We start from the raw sequence: 24,639 nt of genomic DNA, 5'->3' as shown, positions 1-24,639 counted from the left end.
GAAGGAGGATACGCTTTGGCCACTGCGGGAAGTGGACAAACAGGAGCCAAGAAAGTGAATGAGAAGTCTCCTCCTTCTCGCGTCTGGGACATTCTCTCCAAGGTGGCGTTCTATCTGGCGTGTGTACTCGGGGCCACCGCAGTGGCTCACGAGGTGCGTCTCAGCACCATCGAGAACAACCGTTTCACGGACAAGGATGGGATGGAACTCGAGCGAAGGATCATGCAAGGGGTTCCGCCCGAATGGTTCCGTGAGGATGTGAGTGAGATCAAGACTCGTCTGGACTCGATTGACTCACGCCTTCGGAAGATCGAGACTGGGAAGTAGGCTAGCTTTTCTGAAACATAACCCCATGGAGATCGGTTTTTGAGTTCAGAAACTCTCGGATGGGTTCTATGTATGCTTCCTTCAAGATCTCATCGAACTGCTCAAGAGGGGTAAGCTTAGGAGCGTGATACCCTTCCCATCCCCACATCGGAGCTACTGAGAAGAGAATAGCTCCCAGACAGGACTTGAGGAAAGACCTCCGTCTCACCAGTTCGGATCCTTCCCCATCACGCAGCTAGCGCACATCTCCATGCTCTTTGGGATCAGAGCCTTGCACGAGGGACAGGCGTGCATATCCTTCGGTACGGGACGTCCTGCCTTACGTGACTCGGTCTCCTCCACATGCTTGGCTTTCTCGAGGGACTTGAGGGTCTCCTCAATCAACAGGTCCGAGGAGGAGGGCGTCTCTCTCTCTTTCTTGCTGGGCATGATAAACTCCGTCGTATTTCTTGCGTAACCAACCAGTATCTCGAAAGATGACATTCTCTGTCAAGTCAACAGGGCTGGTGATGATAGCCAAAAGATCCTCGAGGTTCATCACCACGAGGCTCTCGGTGGCGTGAGCCCTCGAGAGCTTCACCACGAGGAGGGGGACTTTTCCTTCATCCTTGCACTCCCCCTTTAGCTTGTTCCACCAAGCGGGGATGGCCCATCGGTCTCGGTTCTTGCACTCGATGTGGAAGGGTGGGGTCCCTTCAACGTCACCCGCCTCATCTCCTCCAGCTCTCGATTGAATGCCTCTTCGTGTGGAGTGCCACCAGATACGAAAGATTCTGGAGATGGCTCGCTCGAAGTTGTGTCCTTTTCTCCGGGCTCGCTTCCCTTGACGGCTCTTACTCCCAGACATGCAATCTGCTCCTGTACCCAGTATAGGGTTCTTTCTACGTAAGCATATTTGACAGCAGTGTCATTATTTGCAGCGTGGTCAAATAGTTCCCCTATCTCTTTCTTCTTCTTTTCCAGGATCCCAAAGAGTTCCAGCAGCGGGTTCATCGTACATCCTCCTCACTATGCTTTCGTCTTGTACCTCCGTCCATCTTTCTCCAAGAAAGGCAATCTCTCGGAGATCCTTCAAGTGGTCCTTTAGCAAAGCCCAGCATGTTGGACGACCATTTCCAAAGTCTGTTTCCTTTCCGTGGTCCATGATGTAGTGACCAGTTTGCCATCCGTGAAAAACAAACCTGTCATAGTATCCCCATGCAAAGATGAAGATACTGTTCTCCTTTCCTTCATCATCCTTTGGTCTGAACTCAAGCTGATAGTTTTCGCCTGCGTGGTTCCTCACTTCAAAGTGAAAGCCAGCATCAGGAGCACACGCAGAACCTAGACCACTCCAATAGAGATTAGCCCACTTGCAAAAGGCCATCTCTGCGAGAGCCCCACGGATAGCTCGTCCACACCACTGTGGCCCTTTGTTCTTTCCTCTGTTGTTCATTCTGATATGCCAGATCATTCCTGCGTGCGATCCGTAGGCAATTTCTTCTGGCGTGAGGAACTCTTGGTAAACGTTGTACGCCACTTCATACCTCCCTTGAACTTGGTTTCCTTCTCAGCTCCCACCCGCTTCTCGCCATGACCATCCTCATCCGTCAGGTCAAATAATGAGGGGTTTTCGATTGTCTTCGGGGCTTCCTTGATAACCCCGTTCACCCGGTTACTGATATGCTCTGGCACACCTCCCAGTCCCGCTTCCTGAGGGCTGAACTCTAACCCGTGAATCTCCTTCGCCAGGGCCATAGCCTCCTTCAAGTCAACCTCCGCTAGCTGATAGAGACCACGGCACTCCTCGAACGTGAGCTTGCCTTCCCACCAGTTCTTGTAGAATTCTTCCATGACTCCGGTCACCCGGAACTGCTGGAAGGTAGTCACTCGATGCAAAAGAAGCTTGGCACCCTCGAGCCACGCGCGGATAGTGCGCTGACCTGCCAGCCACCAAGGACGTCCCTTCTGGTCATTCCACCCAGATGTTTCTCCCTTGAGCACAGCCTTGGCTGCTCTCCACACGATCTCATCATCCATGGTGACTAGCTCGGAGATGTAGGCGAGATCTTGATCAAAGGATCTCTCAGCCTTGTAGTCCACCCGCTTGCCTAGGATCTGCTCGTGGTACTGCTTGAACTTGTCCCGCCACCATTCCCAGTAGTGTCTAACCTTATCGGATGTAGGGGCGCGTGTGGCAGCTTCAGGGTCAAGTACATCCAGCTTGGCCATATACTTCTTGTAGGCGTGTTGGAAGGGGTCTGGGGTTCGTTTGCGCTCGTTGCCAAACCATGCAGGATGCTTAACGAGTACCACGTTGACATGGGTTACTTCCTCGAAGGGATCCCCGAACAGATCCGCTACCGCTTTACGGGACTTACGCTTCTTATTCAGCTCACGAAAGGCCACGCACCCTCCCTCCTCAAGTGCCTCGAGAAGGTGAAGAATAGACGTCCACCCAGAGTATCCGAGGGCCTTCATCAAGAGACGGGCAGAGGTGGTGAGAACCTTGTCAGGGTAAGCCTTCGCTGCTAGGTAGGTGATGAGGTAGAGCGCGTCCTTCTGCTCTGGGATGTTCAAGCCACAATTCTGGATGTCCATCAACAGGTTGGACGGCTTCACCCTTCTCTCCGTCTATGTAAATGCCCCCTCCCAGGCAGCAGGCTCCAGGAGGGGGCTGGGAGGTGGTGACACCGTGTCGTGGTAAGAGATGGTTGATGTGAGATGGGGAAGACCGACATCGGTGTCACCTCGCGCATGTCAGAAAGGGAGTTCGTTTAGAGGGATCTCCTTCTGTTGTGGGGGTGCGAGATCACCTGGATTACCGAAGATACCGGGACTCCCGGCCTTGGTTTCTGATCGTTCCTGAGCCCCCTCGTTCGTCATCCGGTAACCATCAAAGGTTACTCGGTTGCACCTTACCGTCTTTCCATTCTTCTCGTAGCTATCCTGAAAGACCTCTATGTGCACAGTCTTCCCGACCAAGAAGTTAGAGTATCGAGAATGGAAGGTGTCATCCGCCACGGTCTCATCGCACTCCCAAGCTGTGAGCCCAGGACATCCGAGGCGGGTTAGGACTGTCTTGCACCTGCCAAGTCCCTTGGGTGAGAAGGCGATCGAGTCTCGGATCTTCTGACCTACGTACTTGTGTGCCCGGTCATCTGGTTGAATCACGTACCAAAAGATCCACATTTCATCCTGAGCAGAAGACCACCCAAGGTCTATGTTCTGCACCTTCACCAGATACCAGCCATCAGGCACGATGACATTTCCACCACCCTCGGGAATGTCTCCCCAGTTGACCTTCACTTTTCACCTCCCTCAGATACCTTCTGGACTTCTGACTTGATGGCCTTGACCATCTTCTCTGCTGTCTCCTTGGGGAGATCCTCTGCGCGCTCTACCCCGTGTCTCTCGAGAGCTTTCTTTTCACCCTCCTTACCAGTGAACCCTCGGAACTGAAGGAAGGTTTGGATGTAGGCTGCATCATCAGAACTAGCCTTCTCATATGGAGTTTCGGACTCGGGTTCTTTTGGTTTGAACCCGGGTTCAGTCTCACCACCTGAAGTCTCGGGCGGAAGCGTAACGGAGACTTTCGGGTCTACCGCAGCTCGGGGTCCGTTGTCAAGGTCCCTCTGACGTCCTTCATCGGGCTCTTGCGCGAACATACTGCTGTATCCCAAGTTGAGGTTGGCATCAATGTGTGAGCTTTTTTGTCCCATCTTCACGGCTGAGTTCGTGTTTCTTTTCGCGTCTGCAATACCCACCCCCCGGCCTGTACTCACTACCTCCCCGAGGCTGTTGGTAAGTGTGGTGATGAAGGGGAAATGTCCCTTCAACCCTGCTTTCTCAAGCACGCTTTGAACTCCGTAGTCCACTTCTGTCTTGGCTTGGAGTCCATGGACGTTGCGGATCTTCTCTGCGCCCCCCTTCATCAGGATCTTCTCATCCACCTTCTTGGGACGTTGGCCAGGCTTCTCTACCACCTTGAGGCGAACGTAGTAGTCCACGTCCTCCACGAGAATATGTTTCACGATGTAGTCCATGATCTCGAGGTTTCTCAGGTGCCTACGTTCCATCTCTGAGATGTAGGTCTTGTGAAGGGAGGCTTCATCCCCGTCCTTGTCCCTGATGAGGTGACCTGGACGGAGGACCCTGTTGTAGGGAAAATCTCCTCCTGTGAGAGGGACTTTTTTGGCTTCAAAGATTCGCTGGGCTTTATCTGAGAGTTCTTTGAGTTCTTTGTTTCTCTCCCGTTGGATCTTAAGAAAATCTGGGTCCTCGAGAGATGACGTTCCGAAGATCTCCCCTGTCCGCGGATCCACCTCCTCACCTGAGGCGGGTAAACTGAGTGTGTCTTTTGGTGGTGGCATGTTTACCTCCCTGCTGGGGATTCTCTCCCCTGTCTCTTTCAACGTAATCTTGGTATGTCCTAACAAATCAAGATCACTGTATGTAGCCTTGGATCGTGCTGCTTTGAGACTTCTTGTCTCAAGAACAGTGCCTTCTCCTTCGTATTCCACCTGATATGTCTTAGAACCCATAGCTACCCATGCAGGTGCGCCAGTACCCGCACTGCCCTTCACTGCAACGATAGTGAGTTGGATCCGGAACCGCGTCCTCTTCCTTTTCCATCCGGAGAATCTTGCGGGTGGCTCCCTCCACTATCTGGAAAAAGAACTCGATCTCCTGATTGGTTCGCTCGATTGGGATCATCAGTGAGTAAGGCTTTTTCGTCTTGATCACGCAGTCCAGCCTACACATGGTTTCTCGCTTTCCTCGCTCAATACGATACGCAGCAGCATAGGCTGTACTCTGAAGATCCTTGCGAATCTCCAAGTCAGTAGGTTTTTTGCTCATGAACTTGGTGTCTGCGATGATGACTCCATTCTGTCCATCAAGAAGATCGATATAGCCATGGAGCAGGAAGGGAAAATCATCGCCTAGCTTGACACGAAATGGAAGCTCTACCTCGAGCGGACGAATACTTGGCTCTATCTGAGAGAAGTAAATCTTGCTGAAGGTTGTTCCATCATCCAAGGTTCTCTCGTAGCTACTACCTGCCCAGTCAATTTCTTCACGCTCACAAGCTTCTTTCAGGTAGTACTCGTAAGCTGCTCTCGCATCGTTGGGGTTCACGAACCCCGAATACCCTGCGATTCTTGAGCGGTAGTGGATTTCCTGGACCTTGTGAAGGTTACTTCCTTGGATCAAGTAAGCTGGGGGAGGGGTTTTGATTCCTTCCTTGTAGCGATGCCAGTACTGGCGTTCGCACCTGAGGACCATCTTAATCTGGGACCATGAGATGTAATCTCTCTCCTTTCCTGGAGGAAGAGGCTGGCCCCGTCTTTCCGTCAGGTGTGAAACATCCACCCCGAGAGGGGAAAACCAGTTCGGTACGGTTAATTCACTCATGATCATTTCCCCTGATTGGCTACCTTCACACATTGCAGCAGGCCACTTAGGGTATTGCTTGCAAGGTAACCACCAGCTTGATGATTCCAAATCTCTGCCCAGAAGAGCAGGAATTGCAAACAATCTTGCTTATCCCACTGCAACACAGGTTTGCGGGGCTGCGAACCCCAACCTAGGGGCAAACTCATTGGACCTTCTAATTCGGACATAGCGGTCTCCTTATTGACTGTGGGAGAAGACCGAGGTAGGGTGGATCTCACGACTCACCTCACTTCGGTGAGAGTCTCCTCTTTCGATTGCCCCGGTGTCTTTCCGATGCTTCCTCGCCATGATGCCGGGGCTCTTTTCATGCCTTGGGAGGAGCATCCGTCTTCCTCTCCAGTGCCTTCTTACGGGTGTAGTTCCGACCACCCCAGATACCTCCCGCGATGATGGCCACGTCTATCAGCCTCGTCCAATCGAAGTCTCCCCCGTCTGTGGCGTCCCTCACGATGCTCTTGGAAGCGTCCACGACCTGGGATGCCTGATCAGACGTGAGGCCCTCACGCTCAAGTCTGGGCTGCGCCAGACCACCTCCAGTGTCCAGGAGCTGATCTCGCCTATCCGGGGTCATGTCACACCTACCCACCATCAGGAGGGCTAGAACCATTGTCACGAAGATGAAACGTTTCATCGGACTCTCCTTTTTGGCGTCTTTCTTGACCTCGAAGCAGGGCCTTGGCACCCTGGGCGTGGGTCCTCCTTCATGGTAACCGAACACGGGACCCAGCCTTCGCGTTGAGAAACCTCCCGGTCATTCCAGGGGCGAACTGGGGGGTTTCTCTATTCCCGGACTCTTCCCTTGAGGAAAGACTCGCCAGACTAGCCCGCACGTTGGACAAGCAAAGACGAGATCATGATCGTTGGGAAGGAGGTTCCTAGCGATAACGTTCATCTCGAGGTCACCGTAGTACACGGCCCTAGCTGGCCGTCCACAATGAGTCTGACAATGCCCGATTGTCTTTTCCTCTTCGGGCACTGCTACTGCAAAGCCAATGATCACGGGCTCAGAAGGGTAGTTCGTCACCGTCCCACTCCTCCATAGCATCTCGCTCACGACACTCCTCAACATGCTTCAGCTTTTGATGTCTCCAGCACACGAGGCACTCACCGTGAACTAGCTGGTCTCGGGTCATCATCTCCCCACACTTTCTACACGTAAGCTGACACACCACACACTCTCCCTCGAAGAGATCCTTCTCAAGCATCTCGTGTCCGCACCTGTCACACTTCGCAGGCTCCAAGCCAGGGTTGTCCAGCTCGCGCTGGTCATCGGGGGAACGGGTCTTCCAGGCGTCATAGCTCATTTCTTCTTCTCCTGATTCTCGAGCCATTGGATCGTCATGGCGTGGTTTGTCTTGGGGCGCTTGGTTGGCATCACCCGACCGATGAAGAACCCGAACATGAAGATGAACAGGTTGATCAGAATCTCTCCAGCACTCATTCCTCATTCCTCCTCGCAATGACCATCCACACATCACGCTCCGCACCAAAACCCTTCACCGTGCGCTTGATCACCCGTACGAGTACCTTCTCACCCCTTGCTTTGTATTGGTTCTTCACGCAAGCTTTGAAGTCTTTGGCTGACTCCTCATTGAACTGAAGCCAGCACCCCTCTAGCGGGAGCCTGATGAACTTCGCGTTACTGGTTTCCTCCTTGTCACTCATCTGTCAACTCCTTTGAACAGCAAGCTAAAGCCCGCTCTCGATCAATCCAAAGTTTTCCACAAATTGGACAAGCAAGATCTGGGTCAACACCAAGTTTAATGGGTGTTGTCATTGCAATACTCAAACTTTCCAGTTGCCTAGCAATCTCAAGGATCGAGAATGCTATTGCCCAATATCCTTCGCGGTCTGTCGTTATGTCCAATGTGTCCACATCTTCAACAAGTGTTTGATTCTTAATCACCTCTCACCTCCTTGGATTCAATACGGGTTTGTGTGGTCTGCGTATGCTTCACAGCCATCGCACCTAATCCTCACTGCACAGCTCTCAGCTACGCCATCGTGGGCAGGCTGTGGAACGTAGTAGACACCACATTCAGGACACTTGCGCTGTGTCATGTAGTGCTTGCGAGCACAACGAGAACACCATTCAAGCCATACTGGACTTGGCTCATCACTCACCTTTCACCTCCCGTTCCATACTCGTGAGAGCCTCCATTCCCTTCTCACACTCACAGAACACGTCATCCGAGAGCCTGCCCGTGTCCATGCACTTCTTGCAGTCCACGAGGTAGCTCAAGGCTTCCTGGCAATCGAAAATGGCCTTCTTCACGTTAGCTGCGATGTACTGTGCTTGTTCCATGAAGAGTCCATTCAACAGACTCTCGCAAGCCCATTTCATACGCAGTTTTCCATGGGGGATGTCCTTCACAACTCATCTCCTAGCAATACTCTGGGGGAATCTCGATTGACGAACCTGGCTCAGGTATTCCCTTCAAAGCACCATCCTGGTAACCTGTCACATAGGCATTAAGGGCTAAATCAGGACTCTTGCCAATGAAGAGACCTTTCATGATCCAACCACTTACAAACCCCGCTACGATGCACACAATACCTTCGAGCATCTCTCACCTCCTAGCTCGCCAGCAGGATCCACAGAATGATCAGCAGGAGAGCCACGTACTCTCCCCATAGATGGGCTCTCTCAGTCCTTTCCATCATAGACCTCAAGATCTTTCCATCGGGGAATGTCAAACTGACAATCCTCGGAAAGCTCCTTGTTGCGTCTTGCGCGAAAGATCATCAGCTCAATTTGTTCGTCCGTCATCCGAGAGAATACATCGATCCCGTACTCTCTCTTGTCCTGTATGATCACAGCATCCTTGCCCACACACCAAAGCTCCAGACCCCAATCGTCCACCGTAGGGTGTTGGGTGATCCAATAGACTTGAGCCCTATTCCCTAGAGCTTTGCGGAGCTTCTCACGCTCACTCATCTCTCACCTCCAAATGAGACTAGTCCTGTAAGACGATACGTCCCTCTTCAGGCTTCACGGGCCAGGGATCATCGGGCTTATCCACCTGCCAGCTCCTCCACTTGTAGTACAGTTTTCCCTCTATGTCCCTCAAAGGACCAAAGTACAGAATGAGCTGAATGTTCTCCTCGGTATCCGTGGGATGATGGTAGTGAGCGTATGAGTAGTCATACTCGAAGTCCCTCTCATCGCCACCCGTACCCTTCCAGTCAGCATCGTCACCGCCATTTGTGACCATGAGCGTCCCGATCTTGTCCCCGTATCCTCCATTGGTCTTTGGGTAGGAATCGTATGTTCCTTCTGCTAGCCTTGTCATTCTTTTGCCCTCCTGTGTCCGTTCACGCGATGTGAGACCAGCTCCAAATCAGCAAGATAACACCAGGCAGAGCCTACGCTCCACTGCACCTGGGCCACTGTAGTAGACTCCAATACTTCAATCGTGCCCACATGACCTAGCTCGCCCTTGACCCTGTCCCCTAGCTGAAAGACTCGCCCGTCGTAGGTCGTGACTGATGTCGTTGTGGTCTTCAGACTCATCTCTCACCTCCACTAAGCAACCACCCAACCGCTACGTGCCAGGCATTTTTCCCACCGGCCCATCAAATACCGAGTAGCCACCCGTGTCCGAGGAGGAGAAATCTCCTCGCGCTCTGTCTTGATAGGCTTTGTACTTCCGCCATCCTTTAGGCGGAGGTCAATTGGACTCTTGCAAGAGCCCCGATGCTGGCGATAGAGACCGTCCATACCCAGATCAAAAACCTCACCCCCCAGCTCGAGACCACGATACTCAATGTCCGCCTCACTCATCTTGGCCACCGGCCAGTAGCGGGTTACACGCACAGGCTCTGCCCACGCGTTCTCCTCGTAGACCACGCAAAGCCATCCGTCACATAGTCCTAGTGTCTGTCTCATCTCTCACCTCCACTAAGCTATGTGCCAGACCTCAGGCACGATCACTTCCTGATAGCGCTCGAAATGCTCGCTCGAACACTCCCACCGTCCGATACGCTGATGAGTCCTCACGTCAAACACGTTATCCAGAGGAGCCCTGTAGACCTCCCCACCAGACTCGTAGAACTCATGAGTGCGCGTGAAGCAGATGTGCCCCTTGCTCTTCTCATACATGACTCTCACCTCCTCAGATACTCGCTATGTCCATGTGAAGAGTCCAACCAGCATCGTCCCAAGCTGCGAGAATCCTCTTCGCCCGGGCCCAAGCATCCCCCTTAGTACAAGCCCCAATCTGGAAGGAAGGAAGTCCGTGGTGGCATTCCCAACCTTCAGAGTCCACGCGAGAAGCCTGCACAACGATCACCCAATCCCCGACCCTGTTCGTCTCACGCAACCGCCCGAGCGTTCTCTCTCTGTCCATCTCTCTACTCTCCATCTCAAAAAACCTCGCGTTTCTTACCTCACCCACAGAAACGTATTCACTCTCCATCCGCAACAAACAAAATACTCGTCTGAGACAAATTGACCCTACTTTCTCTCCATGAGAAATTCCTGCACAGTACACGCCCCTCTCTGGCTAAATACTCGGTGTTAGGTAGTACCCTAACAAGATGTGACAAAGATGTGACAATGTGCCTTTCTCATATTTTGTGGTGGTTTTGTCTCCGAAAAGTGACAACTTCTATTCCTATTCTCCGGTCACATACGAAGTCTGTGGTAGACTGGGGGCGGTCCGGGAGGGCCCGGTCCGGAGCCAGGATTATCCTGGCGGTCCTACCCAACCTTTACCATATACCAATCCCGAGCGCGCTCTCGAGTACCCCCTCACGAACTTCGTACGTCCCTAAGGAGATGCGCTCCTTAGCGCGCTCGCTTCTTCACCTTCCTGACTACCTGACACTTTGGACAAGCACTCAGATGGATGCATGGAAATTGCTCCGGGCGTTAGTCTATCTAGAGTTTAGCGAACACACACGAGTACGAACTACCTATCCTACGCGCGCGCGTGAGAGATGGTTGTCCCTGGGGTATACCACCGCGTCCAATGGATCGTTCCACCCGGGTAGGGGAGGGATGCTTACGCTGGTTGAAGTGCGTGTGTAGTGTAGATGGTACGTGTTTGGTTGCAGTTGAGTGGGAGTGTGTGTTACTCGTGGATAGTGACAACGAGTGCGTAGTACGTGTTTGGTAGCAGTTGAGTGTTATCGGTAGAGAGTGATAGGAAGTTTGTCCTAGGGTCCCCCGAGCAAGGGTGGTATTAGTACGAGGTAGTCAACTAGTTGAGGTTCAAGTGCGCGTAGTTAAGCCGTACCCTATCGGGTGTGTGCGTGGGATTATGTTTTCACAGAAGTACGCAAGCGTTCTCACGAGGTGAGGGTATGAGTTACGTAGGGATGCCAGGGGGTTTTCGTTGGTTTCGATGTGTAGGTTGTGGGTGGGTGTTTTTGTTAATGGATTTGATGGATGGCAGATGTAAAGAGTGTTGGGTAGAGGAAAAGGCTTCATCCAGCTAGCGCTGGTTGGTTGATAGAAGACGAGAACGGTGCAGGTGGGTACTCGTCCCTGATCGTCGTGAGGCGTTGGCAGTTCCTGCACCGGCCTTCCTTTCTCTAGGGGGATGAGCGGGGGGTACGTAAGTAGTAGTGGCAGTGGGGCATTATGTCCTGTTTGTCAACTGGGGGTTGACAGGGGGGTAAGGGGGGTGGTAGTGGTGGGAATGGAGGTCAGACAGATGAGTTTCGATGGTCTCGTGGAGGTTGTGTACATGGAGATCAGCAAGCGAGAGTGCGAGCAGCGGGAGCGGATACGGACGCAGCAGGCGGTACGGGAGGTGTGTGAGAAGCTTCTGGAGGCTGCGTTTGAAGGTGCACGTCAGTTTACTGGCCATGGTGAGAGTGCTGAGGAGTTCATGAGGGAAGCACGGATGAGGATGTTCTTTGGGATGACGGCACGCTTCGAGGAGTTACGTAGAGAGGGCTTGATGGAGTTTCCCCCTGACCCTCCTGAAGGGATGTGATGATCAAGCATGAGTGTCCTTGTTGCGGAGACCCGGCGTGGGACTTTTGTCCTGGGTGCGGTCGTGCTGTGAAGGAGTGTCCTGAGTGTCACCGGGAGCTTGCGCATGGTGTGATACCTCGTGGGACGCTTCACTTTGTGGGGAATGGTGTGACGGACTACCGTAACACCATTGATGGTGATGTGGATGCGTATGCTCCTTCTTGGAGGTATGCGTGATGGGTGAAGAGCCAAGAAAGCCAAGTGAGGATCCCTTCATTCTCCAGAGGGAGTTGAAGGCTCGTATGCGCGAGGAAGGACCGCGGGAGGTCTGGAAGATGTTCAGCGAGTTGTTTGGAGGTGAGGCGGAGAGTTACGAGGAGTACGAGAAGAGACTTGCTAAGAGGCTGAAGGAACAGTGGGGATGGGGAGATGGATCGGACTGAGCGGTTAGCTGAGGCTTTCAACCTTCTTCAGGACCTGAAGGAGAGGGGGTACGTGGTGAATGGAGAGAGTGGTCGTTTGTGCGTGCGTGATCCTACGAACTATGGGTTACCTGGGATAGAGCTGGGTGAGTGGACGATGGCTCAGTTGCGTGAGTTTGGTCCTGAGATCTGGAAGCTGGTAGCAGGTGAGGTGGGTGATGAAGCCTGAGCATTGCTTGGAGCATAGTGCGAAGTTCCCCTACGATGCGAGTGACGCTTGGTGGAAGGATCGTGAGAAGGCACCATATCCTGAAGGAGCTTCTTGGTGGTACAAGGCAGCACGGGGGGTCATAGCGGACTTATGGGATAGACACACGATTAAGTGGGGTTTCAACAACGTGGAGGAGAAGACGCGGGTGGATATAGTGGATAGCTTGGCGGAGATCGTACGGTTGGCCTGGGAGAGGGAGCAAGATGGAAAGGCTAGGTGAGAAGTGACGGTTGCTGAACTGATAGAGAAGCTGAAGGAGATGCCCAAGGATTCACTGGTGGCAATGTGTAGGAGTAATACGTACTCATCCCCTCATGTGGTGAGATTTCGCAAGGAGCCTCTTCCTGGCTATGTGATTGAGGAGGAGTTTGCTGGCCGTAGAGACGTGGTGATCATTGAGCCCTAGGGGGTGAGAGATGAGGCTCATCGAGATAGAGGCGTTTGACCTTCAGGTGGTGCCCGTGTGGGAGGCGGAGATTCGGGTAAGGGATCACAAGCCTTTGTGGTCCTTCACGGGTGATTTTGAGGACAAGATGTATCAAGTAGGTTACCTTGCTACGGGTCCTCTCATCTCAGCGATCGGGCACTGGGTAGTGGTGTTCGAGACGCTGGACGGCACAGGCGAGCCGGCGGTGCTGTACCTGGGGAATATTCAGCTCTGTCCGCTGCAAGCAGACGAGCTCCCGCAAGGTCCCTTCGAGGTTCCCAGGCGAAGGAACTACAAGCTTCCTCCGGGGTGGCACTGGGCGAAGTTCGATGAGGTTTGGCTCAAGAGGCGGGGTGGAGCTGGATACATGAGAGAACTTTTCATGAAGGTAAGGGAGCGGAGGATATGAGCAGTATCTCAAACTGGATTCTCTCCTTTTCTGGGCTCGAGACCCTGGGTGTGGAAGACTTCCGCGGAGAAGAACCTCCTTTCGTGGTGAGACAAGTGAACAATGCTCTTCAGGATGCCTATGAGGCTTGGGAGAAGGATACATCACAGGAATCGATCTGTCAGAATAGACCATGGTTCAACCTCGTGGATAGGTATGCAGGCGGGAGCTATGCCTTTGAGGCTACGGTGGCCATGGCTGCTATCAACCATGCGGACATCCCTCGGATCGTGGACATCATCAAGGGAATGAACTGGCGGTGCCCTGAGGAGTTCCAGCTCTTCGTGAAGGATCAGGAGGCCACATGGTTCTCCTTGTACACCATAGTGAGGTAAAGGAATGAACTGGCTCATCTACATGATCATCGTCTTCTCGTTCTGGTGGTCACATGAAGAGGAGCGAAAATGTCCAGGGGCGGGTGTGGTGCGCTGGTACTATCGCCCAGCACCTCCACCTGATTGTCCGAAGCCCAACCCCAGAAACTTCAGCAGTGGCCTCTACGACCAGAAGAAGTACTGGTACGAGAACCCCGTGGAGTTTCCCTGGCCGAGGAGGTGAGGGTCATGGACATGACTGGATTCTGGAGTCGTTTACTAGCTTTGTCTCCTCTTGGTATTTGCGGTGTCGGACACTTGAACGAGAAACTTCAGAAGAAGTATGAGACGGCTAGCGAGGAGACGCACGGACCTGTGAGTGCCTTCTACGTCTATGTACACGAGGGTGGTTTGTACTTCTATGGAGATACGCCTATTGAGGCGCTTGAACGTGCTGAGACTTGCTTGAGGAGGTGAGTCATGATCTGGTTCATTGCTTGTGCCTTCGTGAGTGGCGTCCTTGGGTATTTAGGGGGCTACTACGTTGGGAGACAAGAGGAGATCGTAAATGCCTCGAGAACCTACAAGGACGGATTCAGAGACGGGAAAGAAAGTAGCAGTGACCTTGGAGCTGCGCACGGATGCAGACCTCGCTCTCTTGGACAGTCATGAGTGGTGGGATCTGGCCTTGAACGTGATCCCGCGGGACTTCAAGGTGAAGGTGCTGCGGGCCAAGGCTATCAACATCAAGTGAGGTGAGAAAGTGGAAATACAGGACATCGAAAAAAGGTTTACGTATCATCCTCCCAAGGAGGGACAGCCTGAGATCTATACGATGATCAGGAACACTGCAAAGAGCTTGGCACTTCTTCTCAATGACAACTGCCCGGATAGCCGGGAAAAGTCCCTCGCGGTAACCAAGCTTGAAGAGGCTGTCATGTGGGCAAACGCGAGTATCGCAAGGCAAGACTGATGGGACGTTGTGAGGTCTGCTTGGAGAAGCCAACACACACCTGTGTGTATGACGGACAACCAATGCTCGATTTCTGCGAAGAGCATTATGTGGAACATCTCAGGGAAGCTCATCATGTACCGGCTAGCGAGATCCGAAAGCTTGTGAGATCAGAGCGTCATCGTCCGCTTGAGGAGATAGAAGAATGAAGTCCGCTCAGTCTGTATGTTTACTTGAATGTGTCCCATGGCGTGTCAAGGAAACAGTCTCCCAGGTCTCCTGGCTGGTACTTGGGTGCAGCCTGGGTGGACTTTTTCTATACGCATGTGAATCTCATCCCCCAGAACGGGAAGAGATCCCAGGGCTGGTCACTCTCGAGGAGTTCATTGAGACATCACAGGAGGTGCCCGAAGACTATGAGTCATTCAAGCAAGCCTTAATCCTTAATCCCCTTGACTCTTCGTTGATCGCTAGAGAGAACCTCGAGGGTGATCCGCCCGCCTTTGTGGATGTGGACCCGATCGTGTTCTTTGTACTCCTGGAGTACATGATGCCTGACATCCCACGAGAGAGACGTGTGAAGCTTTGGCAGAACTGGTTCACGGCCTACTTCAGGATGAAGGAAGATGGACACGAACAGGCTCCTTGACGCAGCAGAAGGAAAATTCAGGCTCGGGTTCTTTCAGGACCTGAACATGAGGAGAGGAAACAATGAAATTGTCTCTGACGTTCCTAGTGACACTAGGATTGATTCAAGCTGGAATGAGTGGATTGAAGCATACTCAATCGAACTCTACTGGCTCTTGGGGAGCCAACAATACGATATCCTCAGAGGACAACAGGAGAAGCGTAATGCAATGGAACGTAACCCTGAAGGTTAGGGGACAGGCCACAGTCATCGCAGAAGCGGACGTCCGTGAACTGGACAACTGGGTGACCTGGAAGTGGACCTCCTCGGTGGCTGGATGGGGTACTACACTTGATGGGCAGGGGCTCAAGACTCGTGCTACCTGTGTCCTCCTTCAGGGAGATCTGGTGGGCACTCACTCCCCTCGCGAGGAGGAATCCATCAAGGTGGGTGTCTTCTACATGGATGGACTTCAAGGATTCAGTGCAGGTTCGGGAGAGGAAGAGGTGAGTTTGGAGTGGGCTGGCGTGATCGATACTCCCCCGGTGGACCTGGATCTCTACTACGAGGAGGTAAGTGAGTAGCATGGTCCTCATCACTGAAGAGTACCTCGAGCTGAACCGTCAGAAGCATCTGGCGGATGAGAAGTGGGGCTCCACGGCCCCGCGGTATGCGCAGGCCATTGGTGAGTTAATCAAGGCTTATGAGTGCTCTTCGGTACTGGACTACGGGTGTGGCAAGGGAGACCTCCGACTTGCCATGCCTACCGGGGTTACGGAGAAGGTTTCTTGGTGGGAGTATGATCCTGCCATTGATGGAAAAGCACTCCCCCTCAGGGATGAAGATCCGTTTGCTTGCGAACTTGTGGCCTGTATAGACGTGCTCGAGCACATAGAGCCGGAGTGTTTCACTGAGGTCTTTGAGCATATCAAGCTGTGTACGCGCAAGGTGGTGTTCTTCGTGATTTCCGCAAGAGAAGCAATCCACAAGCTCCCAGATGGAAGCAACTGTCATCGCATCATCCAGGAGCCAGAGAAGTGGCTTGGGTGTCTGATGGATAGGTGGAAAATCCGAAGCTACAACCTCCTCGGGGATACCGAGGTGGTGGCTGTTTGTGAGAAGGAGTAACAAAGTGGAAGTATTCAATCATGACGTGGTAGGGCTTCATGCCCGCTTGAATCGATTCCTGACAGAACTCCAAAAGTCTGCATCCTCAAACACAGCGGTTGTCTCAATCTTCGATGCAGACAGACTCCAGTCGTATATGAGCGCTGTTCATCGCTACCATGACTGGGTTGTTGCTCAGCCTCAACTGGACCTCCCTGAGTCCGCACCTCGTAAGTGGGTTCTCGAAGAGAACACAGAACTCGTGGACACGGAAAACGAGTCTGTGAACGATGTGTGCCGGATGCTGGACATCTGTCGGTTTGAATTGACGAACTCTCAATCCGCAAGGATGCCGTCCGGTCTCCTGAGCTTTGATTCCGCGCGTCTGATCGCAACCGTTGTGAAGTGTGAGAAGTTCTTGGCTGACTATATCAGGCCCACGACACCCCTGGACCTTCCTGAGTCTACTCCGAGAGAGATGGATACGGGTAGTGGTCAACTCGGTGTTAACCCCGGAGCATAGGAGGTAACAATGCCCAAGGGTACGAAAGTACATCGTTGTGTTCAGAAGCTCAAGAAGAAGCCAGGGGTGAACCCCTACGCAGTCTGTCAAGACTCAACGGGCCAAAGTTACAAGACCGGGAAGCCTCTCAAAAAGAAGTCTTCCCCCAAGAAGAAGTAGGAGGGACCGATGGATCCAACTGACAACGTTGTGGCGAGGTTTCTCAAAGCTCTTGGATACCCAGGTATTCAAGGTGTTCAGGTGCAACTCTCCACGGGTGACAGGCGTTGGATATCCAAGCCTGAAGCGTTCTCTTGTCTTGAGCAACTGCATGAGATCTTTGTGAAAGCTGAGATCACTTTGAAGGTGACAGAAGAAGAAGTGGTGGAGCTGGGCCCTGAGATCTCAAAGGGGCCTCTTCTGGATGCGCTAGATCCGTCCCTTGTGAATCCCAAGAGGGAACAAGAGGTGATCGATGAAGGGAGAGAACTCCCAGACCAAGCCCTCGAAGAGTGACGCTGCCCAGATGGCCTATCCGGGACCGCGGTGCGAGCGGTGCGTAGAGCTGGAGAGAGCCCTCCGTGCGCGTATCGTGGATTGTAGCTTCTCGTTCCTACTCGTGAGGTTCCCAGATGGGACTCCTCGAGACGATCAAACAAAGGCATTGTGGACTCTTCATGATGTTGTGGCGGATATCAATCCGGCTATGTCGGTGATAGGGGATGATTCTGGAATAGAAGTGAAGGAGATGACTGCTGATGAGTTCAGGGAACGTGTAGATAGCATCGTGAGAGAAATGGGAAAGCTATACCTCGAAGGAAAGAAACGTGAGCAACCCACCGAAGAAACCACACCCGAGGGTTGAGAAGTGGACAGAGACCCCGGATGGGGGACTCCTGGGTGAGAGAATCACTAAGCGGGACACTACCTCCTTCATCCACATAGATGGAGACTACTATCGTAACAAGGCGAAGTTCAAGAACCTGCAAACGAAGATGGAGTTTCGTAGAGCCCTCAAAGATCGTCTCATGCAAGCCCTGGATGCCCTCCCAGAAAATACTCCCATTGAGGTGGAGCTTCAATATCTCACAGCGCTCACGGTGATTGAGAATCCCGAGGCTACTCCTCACATGATCACTATGGCCATGAAGAACGTGGGCGAAGTGAGAGGTCTCTACAAGAAGGTGGTGGACCTTACAGCCCACCAAGGAGGGCCCAAGGAAGAAGGTAGTATCGTGGAGTTCATCAAGTCCTTCCCTGATGAGCTGAAGAGACAGATTGCGGAGGAGATTGGCGTTGGGCACGCAAGGATAGAGGAACATGAACAAGATGAATCAGAGGACGGTGACTCTGGGACAAGCGATCAAGTACTTTCGGACGCGGAAGAAGGGGATGTCCCTCAGAGCAGTGGCAAGGGAATGCGAAATCAGTCACGAGTACCTGAACCAGATCGAGAGGGACAACTCGGAACCGAGTCAGGACTTGATTCGCTCTCTAGGGATCTCTTTGGGAGTGGACCCTGAATGGCTGATGCTTCTGAGTGGGATAATCCCTGACACCTTCAAGGAGACCATCCGTCAAAATCCGAAGGATGTACTGAACTTCTTGGAGAAGCTTGGTGAGGAGGGAAACAAGTGAAGACAGTTAAGGTTGAGAAAATTGGTCTTAAAAGAGCACTAGAGCAGAATCTTCGTAAGCATCGAAGTGACTTTGAGGATGCTCTCGAGGGTTACAAAAAGAGAGCGGTGGAATTGCTTGAAGAGCATATTGAGAGAATTCGTAATGGGAAAGTGGAAGAAGTGTATGTTCAACTACCACGTCCAGTTGATCATACGCCTGAGTATAAGCGTGCCTTGGCTATGGTTGGAGCAAGCGTTGATGATCAGATTGAGTTATCTAAAGATGAGTTCGCTCAGTTGTGGCTTGATGATTGGAGTTGGAAGCGAGAGTTTCTTGAGACATCACGCATGTACACTCAGAGAAGATGAGTGATGGCTAGGCCATCCGAAGAAGCTATTCAGCGTATGGCGTGGGCTCATGCCAAGGATGATGCCATTCTCTTCCTCAAGTCCTTCGTGTACACGATGGATGAGCACGATGAGAAGGACCCCGTCAAGCGGTTCCGAGTGATTGAACCCATCGAGGTGATCGCGAAGCTCTGGCAGGATTTGCCAGCGAACGAGCACATAGTGATCAACAAGTCTAGGCAGTTGATGTGTTCATGGCTAGCGGTGGCTATGGTGATGTGGGAGTGCCTACGCAAACCTGGGAGGTTGTGGGGTATCGTGAGCAAGAAAGAAGATGATGCAGCAAAGCTCATCGGGGAGACAAGGATGGGCCTTTGTTACCACTATCTTCCTTCCTGGATGAAGAATGAGCACCGCCTGAGACCTACTGAGGTGAGGAACACGTTCGAACATCCGAATGGTCCTGTGTCTCAGGTAATGGCTATGCCTCAGGGATCAAACCAAGCGCGGATGCACACGTTCTCGGGCATGGTGTTCGATGAGGCTGCGTTCCAGGATGCTCTGGGTCAGACGATCGTAGGAGCCAAGCCCACGCTTCACGGGGGCGGTAAGCTTATCTTGATATCCAGTCCTGCTCCTGGGGAATTCCAAAGTATCTTCGAGGGGAGGTGGTCAGCATAGGAGGTTGTCATGGAGATAGCCAAGTGCCCGGTGTGCAAGAGAGAGATGCTCAGGAGACGTGAGAGAGACTGGTGGGCCTACTATGACGTGAGTGAGAAGACGGGCGATATCATCCAACACAGACATCGGTGGGGTCAGATCACGGAGACAATCATGCCATGGGAGGATCCTCTCTTGGTGAGAGTCCATTCTAAGCCACCAGTGAGGGACAATAGTGTTATCTGGGTCAAAAGGAAAAGGAGAAAGAGGTGAGTAGGGCATGGATTGATCCTAAGGTAGATGGAATTCCTCCAATGGAACCAGAGACTCTCGAAGGGCTGGCAAAGATTGTTCGTATCTTGCATTCGGGTGGCACTTCTGGTGTGTATGGGTGGGTTCCTAGTAAATTGCATGAATTAGCGGATTACTTGGATAAGAGTGGGGAGGGAAAAGGTGAGTGAGAAAGTTTACAAGTACTTCGATATAGAGATCCATGGTGATGCGAGACTTAGTGCTAACGTGAGGATCTGTATGGAGTGTGAAGGGAAGCTTGAGATGGATCATGCTCATGGGTGGTTGTTTGGATTCTGTAAGAAGTGTAGCAAGCTCTACGTTCTTGAGGAGGGAAGAGGTGAGTGAGAACTGGGTCTTCGAGAACTTCTCGATCACGAAGCCAGAAGTCCATATCAACGCAAAGGAGGAGTCCCGTGCGATACTACTTCGGGCAGGGGCCTCTGCTCTGGAACAGGCTACCGGGGTATACAAAGGACGTCCATGTCTCATTATCGGGTCTGGGCCAACCTACGACGCGATCCGTCCTGACACCTTTGATGGTCTGGTCATGGCCTGCAACGCAGCAGCCATCGAAGAACATTGTGACTTCGCGGTCATTGGGGATCCACCAGCAGCGAATGAACTCCTCAAAGACTTGAAGGTCCCTACTATCTTAAGGACAGATGACAAGCACGCTAAAGAAGCCTCGGAGACCATAGCCTCCCGAAGGGAGAAGGAAGACTACGAGGTCTACGTGATGTTACCACCGTCTGACATGGTCCAGATGACCGACGTGAAAGGAACTCCCTGTCTTTACTCCGTGAGGATGACAGGCACCGTGGCCTGTCTAGCAGCGGGGATGATGGGGTGTTCTCCGATCATCCTGGCGGGTCTGGACTATCTTCCGTATTCGCTCACGAAGATCTCGAGATACGACGTCACCAAGTGGTACAAGCCCGCTCCTATCTATGAGGCCAACCTGGCTCCCTGCCGGAGGTGTCTGATACCGCACCACTGGATGATGGAGATCTCGATCACGGAGACCTGGGCTCGGGAGGTGATCTTCAATGGGGGTCTGGTGTTCAGGGCTTCGAAGGAGGGCCTGATGAAGAATATTCCCGTGCTTCCTGAATGCCTGAAGAAGGGTCTGAGAAAGGGTGGGACGTGGATGACAGAGGTAGGTACTGGGAGAAAGAAGTGGCTTGAGTACCCGAAGGAGGAGTCATGAGTAGGAAGATCATCCACATCGCGCTGAGTCCGCACGCGGGATACCCCTGGGTCCTCCAAGAGATCCTCAACACATACACGAATGACGAGCACATCTTGGTGGCAGGAAGATGCGAGGAAGCAGACGGAAGAACCTTCCCTAAGCCTGAGGAGGCACTCGGGAAGATCCACCTCTGGGATAAAGTGGACCGGCTACTCTACGATCAGGCGGACGCCTTCATTCTCCACGGGAACGGGCCACACCTCAGGATGGACGTGGGCTGGGAGGATGGAGTTTTCGATGAGAAGGACGACCGGCCCAAGGCGTGGCTCGTCTACGAACCCTACTGGGGCTGGCAGCCGTGGTCCTGGGGACCGTTCAAGAACAGGAGACTAGCCACCTTCCTGGGGCTGAAGTCCCAGATCTGGGATCAGGCCATGGACGTCCCGGTCTCAAGGATCCCCTACCTCGTCCAGCTCCAGGAATGGAAGCCCTTCAATGAGCGGGCTCAGGTGGTCTCCACGTCCTTCGCGGTGAGAGGCTTCACAGATTATATAGGGGCCAAGGGAGTCCCGATCATCCGCAAGGGGTTCGAGCACGCCCAGAAGGAGGTCACTAGTGACGAGGGTGCTAACGGGTGGAAACTTGAGGAACTTGAGAAGGAACCTCTCTGGGAGGCCATCGAGAAGAAGCGGTCAGTCCAGGTGGGAGTGGATGAGGTGGTCACGGGAGGGTTCCACCGCTCAGGGCTGGAGTACATGGCTGCGGGCTGTGTTGTCATTCACGGGTTGACAGAGAACGTTGAATATCAAATAAGGAAAGCCTTTGTAGAGAAAGACTTTACGTGTGAGAGGATGCCTACGATGAGGTTGATTGCAAAGAACTTCAGGTATGAACTCGCGAAGATTCTTCAATGGAACCCGAAAGAGCTTGAGGAAATTGGGACAAAATGTCACAAATGGGTATCCGATATGTGGCACCCCGGCCGGCTGACTGAGGCGTTCTACCTCCCCCTTCTCACCTGACCCTCGGATCCGCCCAGCCGGCCGGGGAGGGGCCGGCTGAATGGCAGAAGCAGACTCTGAACTCCTCATCGAGAGACCAGGCATCAAAGTCCAGCGGTACTACAACGGCTGGAACGCGGTCTCCTACCATTACTCTTCACACCCTGAGAAGACCACTGAGTGGGCTGAGCACGAGGCTCTGTCCTACCCTGGGGGTATCCGTGGGGCTGCGTGGCGGGCGGAGATGGAGCTGGACTTTGGGGCTCGCCAGGGTGAGAAGGTCTACATGCCCCCATGGGACCCCGCGGTCCACATCATCGATCCCATCGAACTGGACCCCTCCTGGGCTAGATTCAGAACTATTGACCTGGGTTACGCAAACCCCACAGCTTGTTTATGGGGATGTCTGAGCCCGGAAGGGGTTCTCTACCTCTACAAGGAATACTACCACTCCAGAAAGACCGTCCCTGAGAACTCAGGAGCCATCCGGTCTCTCTCAGCTCGAGAGCGCTATGACTGGACCCTGATGGATCCCTCTGCGTTCTCCCAGCGTCCAGAATCTCCCGAACCTCTCTCATCCCAGTACGCAGAAGAAGGAATCTTCGCGGGTCCCGCTGATAACCGGGTAGAGGACGGGATCGCAAACGTCCTGAAGTGGCTTCACATCCAGGATGACGGAAAACCTTCTCTCTTCGTGTTTCGCACGATGCGGAACTTTATCTTTGAAGTGGAGAAGTATCGTTACAAGAAGATTGATCCCGCCAAACAAGATGAGACCGAGATCCGTGAGCGTCCTATTGCAGTGGACGATCACCTACTGGACTGTCTGAGGTACATGATCCAGGGCTGTCCGGATCTTTCAGAGACAGCAAGGAAGATGGGATTCAACCGACCTAGCATCCAGGAGAGGTGTTGGGCTTCTTATAGAAACACGGTGATGATTGGTGCGGACTCCGAGGATTTATCTGGCGGGGTCTCGGATAACATTTTCTGATTCTTTGCTAGGAGAAGAACATTGGCCGTTACCTGGGCTTTCTCGAAGACCGTGGAAAGTGTGATGGGCAACAAGAGAGTCATTGTTGGGACTCTTTCAACGACTGGTAACGCATCATATACCAGTGGTGGAGATACCTTCAATGCTGCCACTCTCTTGGGTTTGACGAACGTGGATCATGTGATTGGTGGGCGTGGGTATTACTTCGAGGTGGACAACGCGAACAACAAGCTTCTTGTATACGCGCACCTCCATACTCAGGTATCAGGAAATGCCACTGCCGTCCCAGAACCTACGGGTAGTCAACACGCAGCACTTACAGCTTCCACTGTCCTGACCACGTTCACGACAGACGTTATCTTTGTGGGGTTCTGATCATGGCAAAGAAGAAGATGAGCTACGGGAAGTCCTGTGCGGACTACGCGAACAGCACAGAGTACACCATGGACATGGTAGGGGCCTTCAAGAAGAACCTGCCAGGTGGAACTTTCATGCCCAAGATGCCCGCGCATAAGGCAGGGGCAAGTACGGAGCCTAACAACCCACAGAAGAATACAGCGTTCAAGGACTACTGAAAGAATCACGGGTGATGAGCAACCCTGAGAGTCAGGTTGACTCCAACCTGCTACCTGTTGTCATTCGCTTGCTCGAGGAGATTCTTGAGCAACTGAAAGAGATCCGTGAGCACTTGGATCACGGGTTCAGTGAGGATACGCAATCATGAGTGCTCTGGATAATGTCAAGGTGACCGATGGGAGGCTTCTGGTAGATGCTGCCCCGCTCAGTCAATGGACTGCGAAGGGTGATCGGTCCTTCATTGCTACCACGAATCAGGGGTCAGGCTCGAGGACTCTTCTTACGCTGACGGCAACTCTCGGACACATGCTTCTCCTCAAGAATGGATCCTCGAAATATGACTGGGTCATAGAACGTTTTTCGTTCTATATCGAGAACTCAACCACCATCGTATATGTGGACCTCAACCCAGTTCTTGGAACCATCACAAACAACGTGAGTGATCAAGTCTACAGTACTCGTTCGGGATCTTCTGTGAAACCTGATTCTACGTATGTCGTGGACTCCTGGGAAGAAACTGGGACTGGAATGGGAGGAGTCACGGAGGGTCAGTTTATTCAACAGGTAAGAGGTATTGGTGGAAGTGGTGGATTTGAACCCTGGGAAACCAAGGGTTCTTTGATTCTTCCCTCGGGGACGTCTTTAGGAATAGCTGCGATTGATAGTGGAACCGGAGAGTTTGGATGCTCAATCGAGTTCTCTGAGGTGGAGCGGTAGATGTTCCCTGTTTCCATCCAGGACAAGCTGTCAAAGACTCCTCTTATCATCACGAAGAGGAGACAGGCAGCAGTAGCAACCGTGGACGGAAACGCTCGAGAACTGGGAATGACCACGGCTGTTCGAAAGCCTTTCCATGACTACCTCAGGGATTCAAGTGATGATGAACAAGGAGCAGGAGCGAGCGCAGATACGGACTACACGCTCTCTCCACCTGCCAACAAGATCCTTGCAGCTACCCATCTCTTCATGTGTCTTGCTGCTGGGGCCATAGATGACGCAACAGCTACTGCGGGTACGGAATGGGCTGGAGGATCTGCACTCACAAACGGACACGAGTTCTTTTTTCTGATGGACGGGGTTGAGTATAACATCCATCGGATAGCGGACGATACAGAGGTTCAGAGTCATGCGGATGTTCTTACCCATGGATGGGAAATCTTGAAGGGACCTACGGTGGATTGGCATTCCTCTAACTTTG

Annotated in this window: 41 protein-coding genes; 26 read left to right on the top strand and 15 right to left on the bottom strand. The window is 52.7% G+C overall.

Features of this window, described 5'->3' with window-relative positions:
* The first annotated feature begins 54 nt into the window (after positions 1 to 54).
* Positions 55 to 327, top strand: coding sequence for a hypothetical protein (locus tag GY937_20135; protein MCP5059020.1), 273 nt, complete (start codon positions 55 to 57; stop codon positions 325 to 327).
* 376 nt (positions 328 to 703) lie between these two features.
* On the opposite strand, the gene GY937_20130 is transcribed toward GY937_20135, so the two are convergent.
* From GY937_20130 to GY937_20060, 15 genes are all read right to left on the bottom strand, one after another.
* Positions 704 to 1,174, bottom strand: a complete 471-nt coding sequence (locus GY937_20130) for a hypothetical protein (GenBank protein MCP5059019.1) — start codon at positions 1,172 to 1,174, stop codon at positions 704 to 706.
* A gap of 78 nt (positions 1,175 to 1,252) precedes the next feature.
* Entirely contained in the window at positions 1,253 to 1,780 is a 528-nt protein-coding gene (locus tag GY937_20125) for a hypothetical protein (GenBank protein MCP5059018.1), read from the bottom strand.
* On the bottom strand, positions 1,777 to 2,928 hold the full coding sequence (locus GY937_20120; protein MCP5059017.1) for a hypothetical protein: 1,152 nt from the start codon (positions 2,926 to 2,928) through the stop codon (positions 1,777 to 1,779). The genes GY937_20125 and GY937_20120 overlap by 4 nt, the downstream gene beginning before the upstream one ends.
* Before the next feature lie 138 nt (positions 2,929 to 3,066).
* On the bottom strand, positions 3,067 to 3,615 hold the full coding sequence (locus tag GY937_20115; GenBank protein ID MCP5059016.1) for a hypothetical protein: 549 nt from the start codon (positions 3,613 to 3,615) through the stop codon (positions 3,067 to 3,069).
* Positions 3,612 to 4,829: a hypothetical protein gene (locus GY937_20110; protein MCP5059015.1), complete on the bottom strand. Its 1,218-nt coding sequence runs from the start codon at positions 4,827 to 4,829 to the stop codon at positions 3,612 to 3,614. The genes GY937_20115 and GY937_20110 overlap by 4 nt, the downstream gene beginning before the upstream one ends.
* A gap of 10 nt (positions 4,830 to 4,839) precedes the next feature.
* On the bottom strand, positions 4,840 to 5,721 hold the full coding sequence (locus tag GY937_20105; GenBank protein ID MCP5059014.1) for a PD-(D/E)XK nuclease family protein: 882 nt from the start codon (positions 5,719 to 5,721) through the stop codon (positions 4,840 to 4,842).
* 2 nt (positions 5,722 to 5,723) lie between these two features.
* On the bottom strand, positions 5,724 to 5,930 hold the full coding sequence (locus GY937_20100; protein ID MCP5059013.1) for a hypothetical protein: 207 nt from the start codon (positions 5,928 to 5,930) through the stop codon (positions 5,724 to 5,726).
* Between the two features lie 137 nt (positions 5,931 to 6,067).
* Positions 6,068 to 6,394, bottom strand: a complete 327-nt coding sequence (locus GY937_20095) for a hypothetical protein (protein ID MCP5059012.1) — start codon at positions 6,392 to 6,394, stop codon at positions 6,068 to 6,070.
* Between the two features lie 373 nt (positions 6,395 to 6,767).
* A complete protein-coding gene (locus GY937_20090) occupies positions 6,768 to 7,067 on the bottom strand; it encodes a hypothetical protein (GenBank protein MCP5059011.1) in 300 nt (99 codons plus the stop codon).
* On the bottom strand, positions 7,064 to 7,204 hold the full coding sequence (locus tag GY937_20085; protein ID MCP5059010.1) for a hypothetical protein: 141 nt from the start codon (positions 7,202 to 7,204) through the stop codon (positions 7,064 to 7,066). The genes GY937_20090 and GY937_20085 overlap by 4 nt, the downstream gene beginning before the upstream one ends.
* Entirely contained in the window at positions 7,201 to 7,428 is a 228-nt protein-coding gene (locus GY937_20080) for a hypothetical protein (GenBank protein MCP5059009.1), read from the bottom strand. The genes GY937_20085 and GY937_20080 overlap by 4 nt, the downstream gene beginning before the upstream one ends.
* Positions 7,421 to 7,669, bottom strand: coding sequence for a hypothetical protein (locus GY937_20075; protein ID MCP5059008.1), 249 nt, complete (start codon positions 7,667 to 7,669; stop codon positions 7,421 to 7,423). The genes GY937_20080 and GY937_20075 overlap by 8 nt, the downstream gene beginning before the upstream one ends.
* A gap of 210 nt (positions 7,670 to 7,879) precedes the next feature.
* The gene (locus tag GY937_20070) at positions 7,880 to 8,107 is read right to left on the bottom strand and encodes a hypothetical protein (GenBank protein ID MCP5059007.1); all 228 of its coding nucleotides are present in this window, start codon (positions 8,105 to 8,107) and stop codon (positions 7,880 to 7,882) included.
* A 303-nt stretch (positions 8,108 to 8,410) separates the two neighbouring features.
* Positions 8,411 to 8,701, bottom strand: coding sequence for a hypothetical protein (locus GY937_20065; protein ID MCP5059006.1), 291 nt, complete (start codon positions 8,699 to 8,701; stop codon positions 8,411 to 8,413).
* Positions 8,702 to 8,720: 19 nt separating this feature from the next.
* Complete coding sequence (locus GY937_20060) at positions 8,721 to 9,056, bottom strand: hypothetical protein (GenBank protein ID MCP5059005.1); 336 nt, start codon at positions 9,054 to 9,056, stop codon at positions 8,721 to 8,723.
* A 2,367-nt stretch (positions 9,057 to 11,423) separates the two neighbouring features.
* On the opposite strand from GY937_20060, the gene GY937_20055 reads away from it, so the two are divergent.
* The 25 genes from GY937_20055 to GY937_19935 all read left to right on the top strand — a co-directional run.
* Positions 11,424 to 11,708, top strand: coding sequence for a hypothetical protein (locus tag GY937_20055; protein ID MCP5059004.1), 285 nt, complete (start codon positions 11,424 to 11,426; stop codon positions 11,706 to 11,708).
* 214 nt (positions 11,709 to 11,922) lie between these two features.
* On the top strand, positions 11,923 to 12,132 hold the full coding sequence (locus tag GY937_20050) for a hypothetical protein (protein ID MCP5059003.1): 210 nt from the start codon (positions 11,923 to 11,925) through the stop codon (positions 12,130 to 12,132).
* Between the two features lie 194 nt (positions 12,133 to 12,326).
* On the top strand, positions 12,327 to 12,602 hold the full coding sequence (locus GY937_20045; protein MCP5059002.1) for a hypothetical protein: 276 nt from the start codon (positions 12,327 to 12,329) through the stop codon (positions 12,600 to 12,602).
* Between the two features lie 196 nt (positions 12,603 to 12,798).
* The gene (locus tag GY937_20040; GenBank protein ID MCP5059001.1) at positions 12,799 to 13,218 is read left to right on the top strand and encodes a hypothetical protein; all 420 of its coding nucleotides are present in this window, start codon (positions 12,799 to 12,801) and stop codon (positions 13,216 to 13,218) included.
* Positions 13,215 to 13,592, top strand: coding sequence for a hypothetical protein (locus GY937_20035; protein ID MCP5059000.1), 378 nt, complete (start codon positions 13,215 to 13,217; stop codon positions 13,590 to 13,592). Before GY937_20040 ends, GY937_20035 begins: the two co-directional genes overlap by 4 nt.
* A 4-nt stretch (positions 13,593 to 13,596) precedes the next feature.
* Positions 13,597 to 13,815 (top strand): hypothetical protein, encoded by a 219-nt coding sequence (locus tag GY937_20030; protein ID MCP5058999.1) that lies wholly within the window; start codon positions 13,597 to 13,599, stop codon positions 13,813 to 13,815.
* 324 nt (positions 13,816 to 14,139) lie between these two features.
* Positions 14,140 to 14,325: a hypothetical protein gene (locus GY937_20025; protein ID MCP5058998.1), complete on the top strand. Its 186-nt coding sequence runs from the start codon at positions 14,140 to 14,142 to the stop codon at positions 14,323 to 14,325.
* A 403-nt stretch (positions 14,326 to 14,728) separates the two neighbouring features.
* A complete protein-coding gene (locus GY937_20020; GenBank protein ID MCP5058997.1) occupies positions 14,729 to 15,172 on the top strand; it encodes a hypothetical protein in 444 nt (147 codons plus the stop codon).
* Positions 15,150 to 15,404, top strand: coding sequence for a hypothetical protein (locus tag GY937_20015; protein ID MCP5058996.1), 255 nt, complete (start codon positions 15,150 to 15,152; stop codon positions 15,402 to 15,404). Before GY937_20020 ends, GY937_20015 begins: the two co-directional genes overlap by 23 nt.
* Positions 15,376 to 15,735 carry a hypothetical protein gene (locus GY937_20010; protein MCP5058995.1) on the top strand — a complete coding sequence of 120 codons (360 nt, stop codon included), beginning with the start codon at positions 15,376 to 15,378 and terminating at the stop codon, positions 15,733 to 15,735. The genes GY937_20015 and GY937_20010 overlap by 29 nt, the downstream gene beginning before the upstream one ends.
* 1 nt (position 15,736) lies before the next feature.
* Positions 15,737 to 16,279, top strand: coding sequence for a class I SAM-dependent methyltransferase (locus GY937_20005; protein ID MCP5058994.1), 543 nt, complete (start codon positions 15,737 to 15,739; stop codon positions 16,277 to 16,279).
* Positions 16,280 to 16,949: 670 nt separating this feature from the next.
* Positions 16,950 to 17,276, top strand: coding sequence for a hypothetical protein (locus tag GY937_20000; protein ID MCP5058993.1), 327 nt, complete (start codon positions 16,950 to 16,952; stop codon positions 17,274 to 17,276).
* Entirely contained in the window at positions 17,236 to 17,625 is a 390-nt protein-coding gene (locus GY937_19995) for a hypothetical protein (GenBank protein ID MCP5058992.1), read from the top strand. The genes GY937_20000 and GY937_19995 overlap by 41 nt, the downstream gene beginning before the upstream one ends.
* 455 nt (positions 17,626 to 18,080) lie before the next feature.
* Entirely contained in the window at positions 18,081 to 18,398 is a 318-nt protein-coding gene (locus tag GY937_19990; GenBank protein MCP5058991.1) for a helix-turn-helix transcriptional regulator, read from the top strand.
* Positions 18,395 to 18,748, top strand: coding sequence for a hypothetical protein (locus GY937_19985; GenBank protein MCP5058990.1), 354 nt, complete (start codon positions 18,395 to 18,397; stop codon positions 18,746 to 18,748). Before GY937_19990 ends, GY937_19985 begins: the two co-directional genes overlap by 4 nt.
* Before the next feature lie 36 nt (positions 18,749 to 18,784).
* Positions 18,785 to 19,408: a hypothetical protein gene (locus tag GY937_19980; protein ID MCP5058989.1), complete on the top strand. Its 624-nt coding sequence runs from the start codon at positions 18,785 to 18,787 to the stop codon at positions 19,406 to 19,408.
* Positions 19,409 to 19,417: 9 nt separating this feature from the next.
* Positions 19,418 to 19,660, top strand: a complete 243-nt coding sequence (locus GY937_19975) for a hypothetical protein (GenBank protein ID MCP5058988.1) — start codon at positions 19,418 to 19,420, stop codon at positions 19,658 to 19,660.
* A gap of 180 nt (positions 19,661 to 19,840) precedes the next feature.
* Positions 19,841 to 20,026, top strand: a complete 186-nt coding sequence (locus tag GY937_19970; protein ID MCP5058987.1) for a hypothetical protein — start codon at positions 19,841 to 19,843, stop codon at positions 20,024 to 20,026.
* Positions 20,019 to 20,888: a hypothetical protein gene (locus GY937_19965; GenBank protein MCP5058986.1), complete on the top strand. Its 870-nt coding sequence runs from the start codon at positions 20,019 to 20,021 to the stop codon at positions 20,886 to 20,888. Before GY937_19970 ends, GY937_19965 begins: the two co-directional genes overlap by 8 nt.
* Positions 20,885 to 21,892, top strand: a complete 1,008-nt coding sequence (locus tag GY937_19960; protein ID MCP5058985.1) for a hypothetical protein — start codon at positions 20,885 to 20,887, stop codon at positions 21,890 to 21,892. Before GY937_19965 ends, GY937_19960 begins: the two co-directional genes overlap by 4 nt.
* Before the next feature lie 40 nt (positions 21,893 to 21,932).
* The gene (locus tag GY937_19955; protein ID MCP5058984.1) at positions 21,933 to 22,865 is read left to right on the top strand and encodes a hypothetical protein; all 933 of its coding nucleotides are present in this window, start codon (positions 21,933 to 21,935) and stop codon (positions 22,863 to 22,865) included.
* A 21-nt stretch (positions 22,866 to 22,886) separates the two neighbouring features.
* Positions 22,887 to 23,240: a hypothetical protein gene (locus tag GY937_19950; GenBank protein ID MCP5058983.1), complete on the top strand. Its 354-nt coding sequence runs from the start codon at positions 22,887 to 22,889 to the stop codon at positions 23,238 to 23,240.
* Positions 23,241 to 23,242: 2 nt separating this feature from the next.
* On the top strand, positions 23,243 to 23,440 hold the full coding sequence (locus GY937_19945; GenBank protein MCP5058982.1) for a hypothetical protein: 198 nt from the start codon (positions 23,243 to 23,245) through the stop codon (positions 23,438 to 23,440).
* Between the two features lie 145 nt (positions 23,441 to 23,585).
* Entirely contained in the window at positions 23,586 to 24,158 is a 573-nt protein-coding gene (locus tag GY937_19940; protein MCP5058981.1) for a hypothetical protein, read from the top strand.
* Positions 24,159 to 24,639, top strand: a 481-nt coding sequence (locus GY937_19935) for a hypothetical protein (GenBank protein ID MCP5058980.1), incomplete at its 3' end; no start/stop codon positions are given.

The sequence above is a fragment of the bacterium genome (assembly GCA_024228115.1).
Lineage (GTDB): Bacteria > Myxococcota_A > UBA9160 > UBA9160 > UBA6930.
Note: the sequence above shows the minus strand (reverse complement) of the source record. Positions and strands in the feature narration are given on the sequence as shown.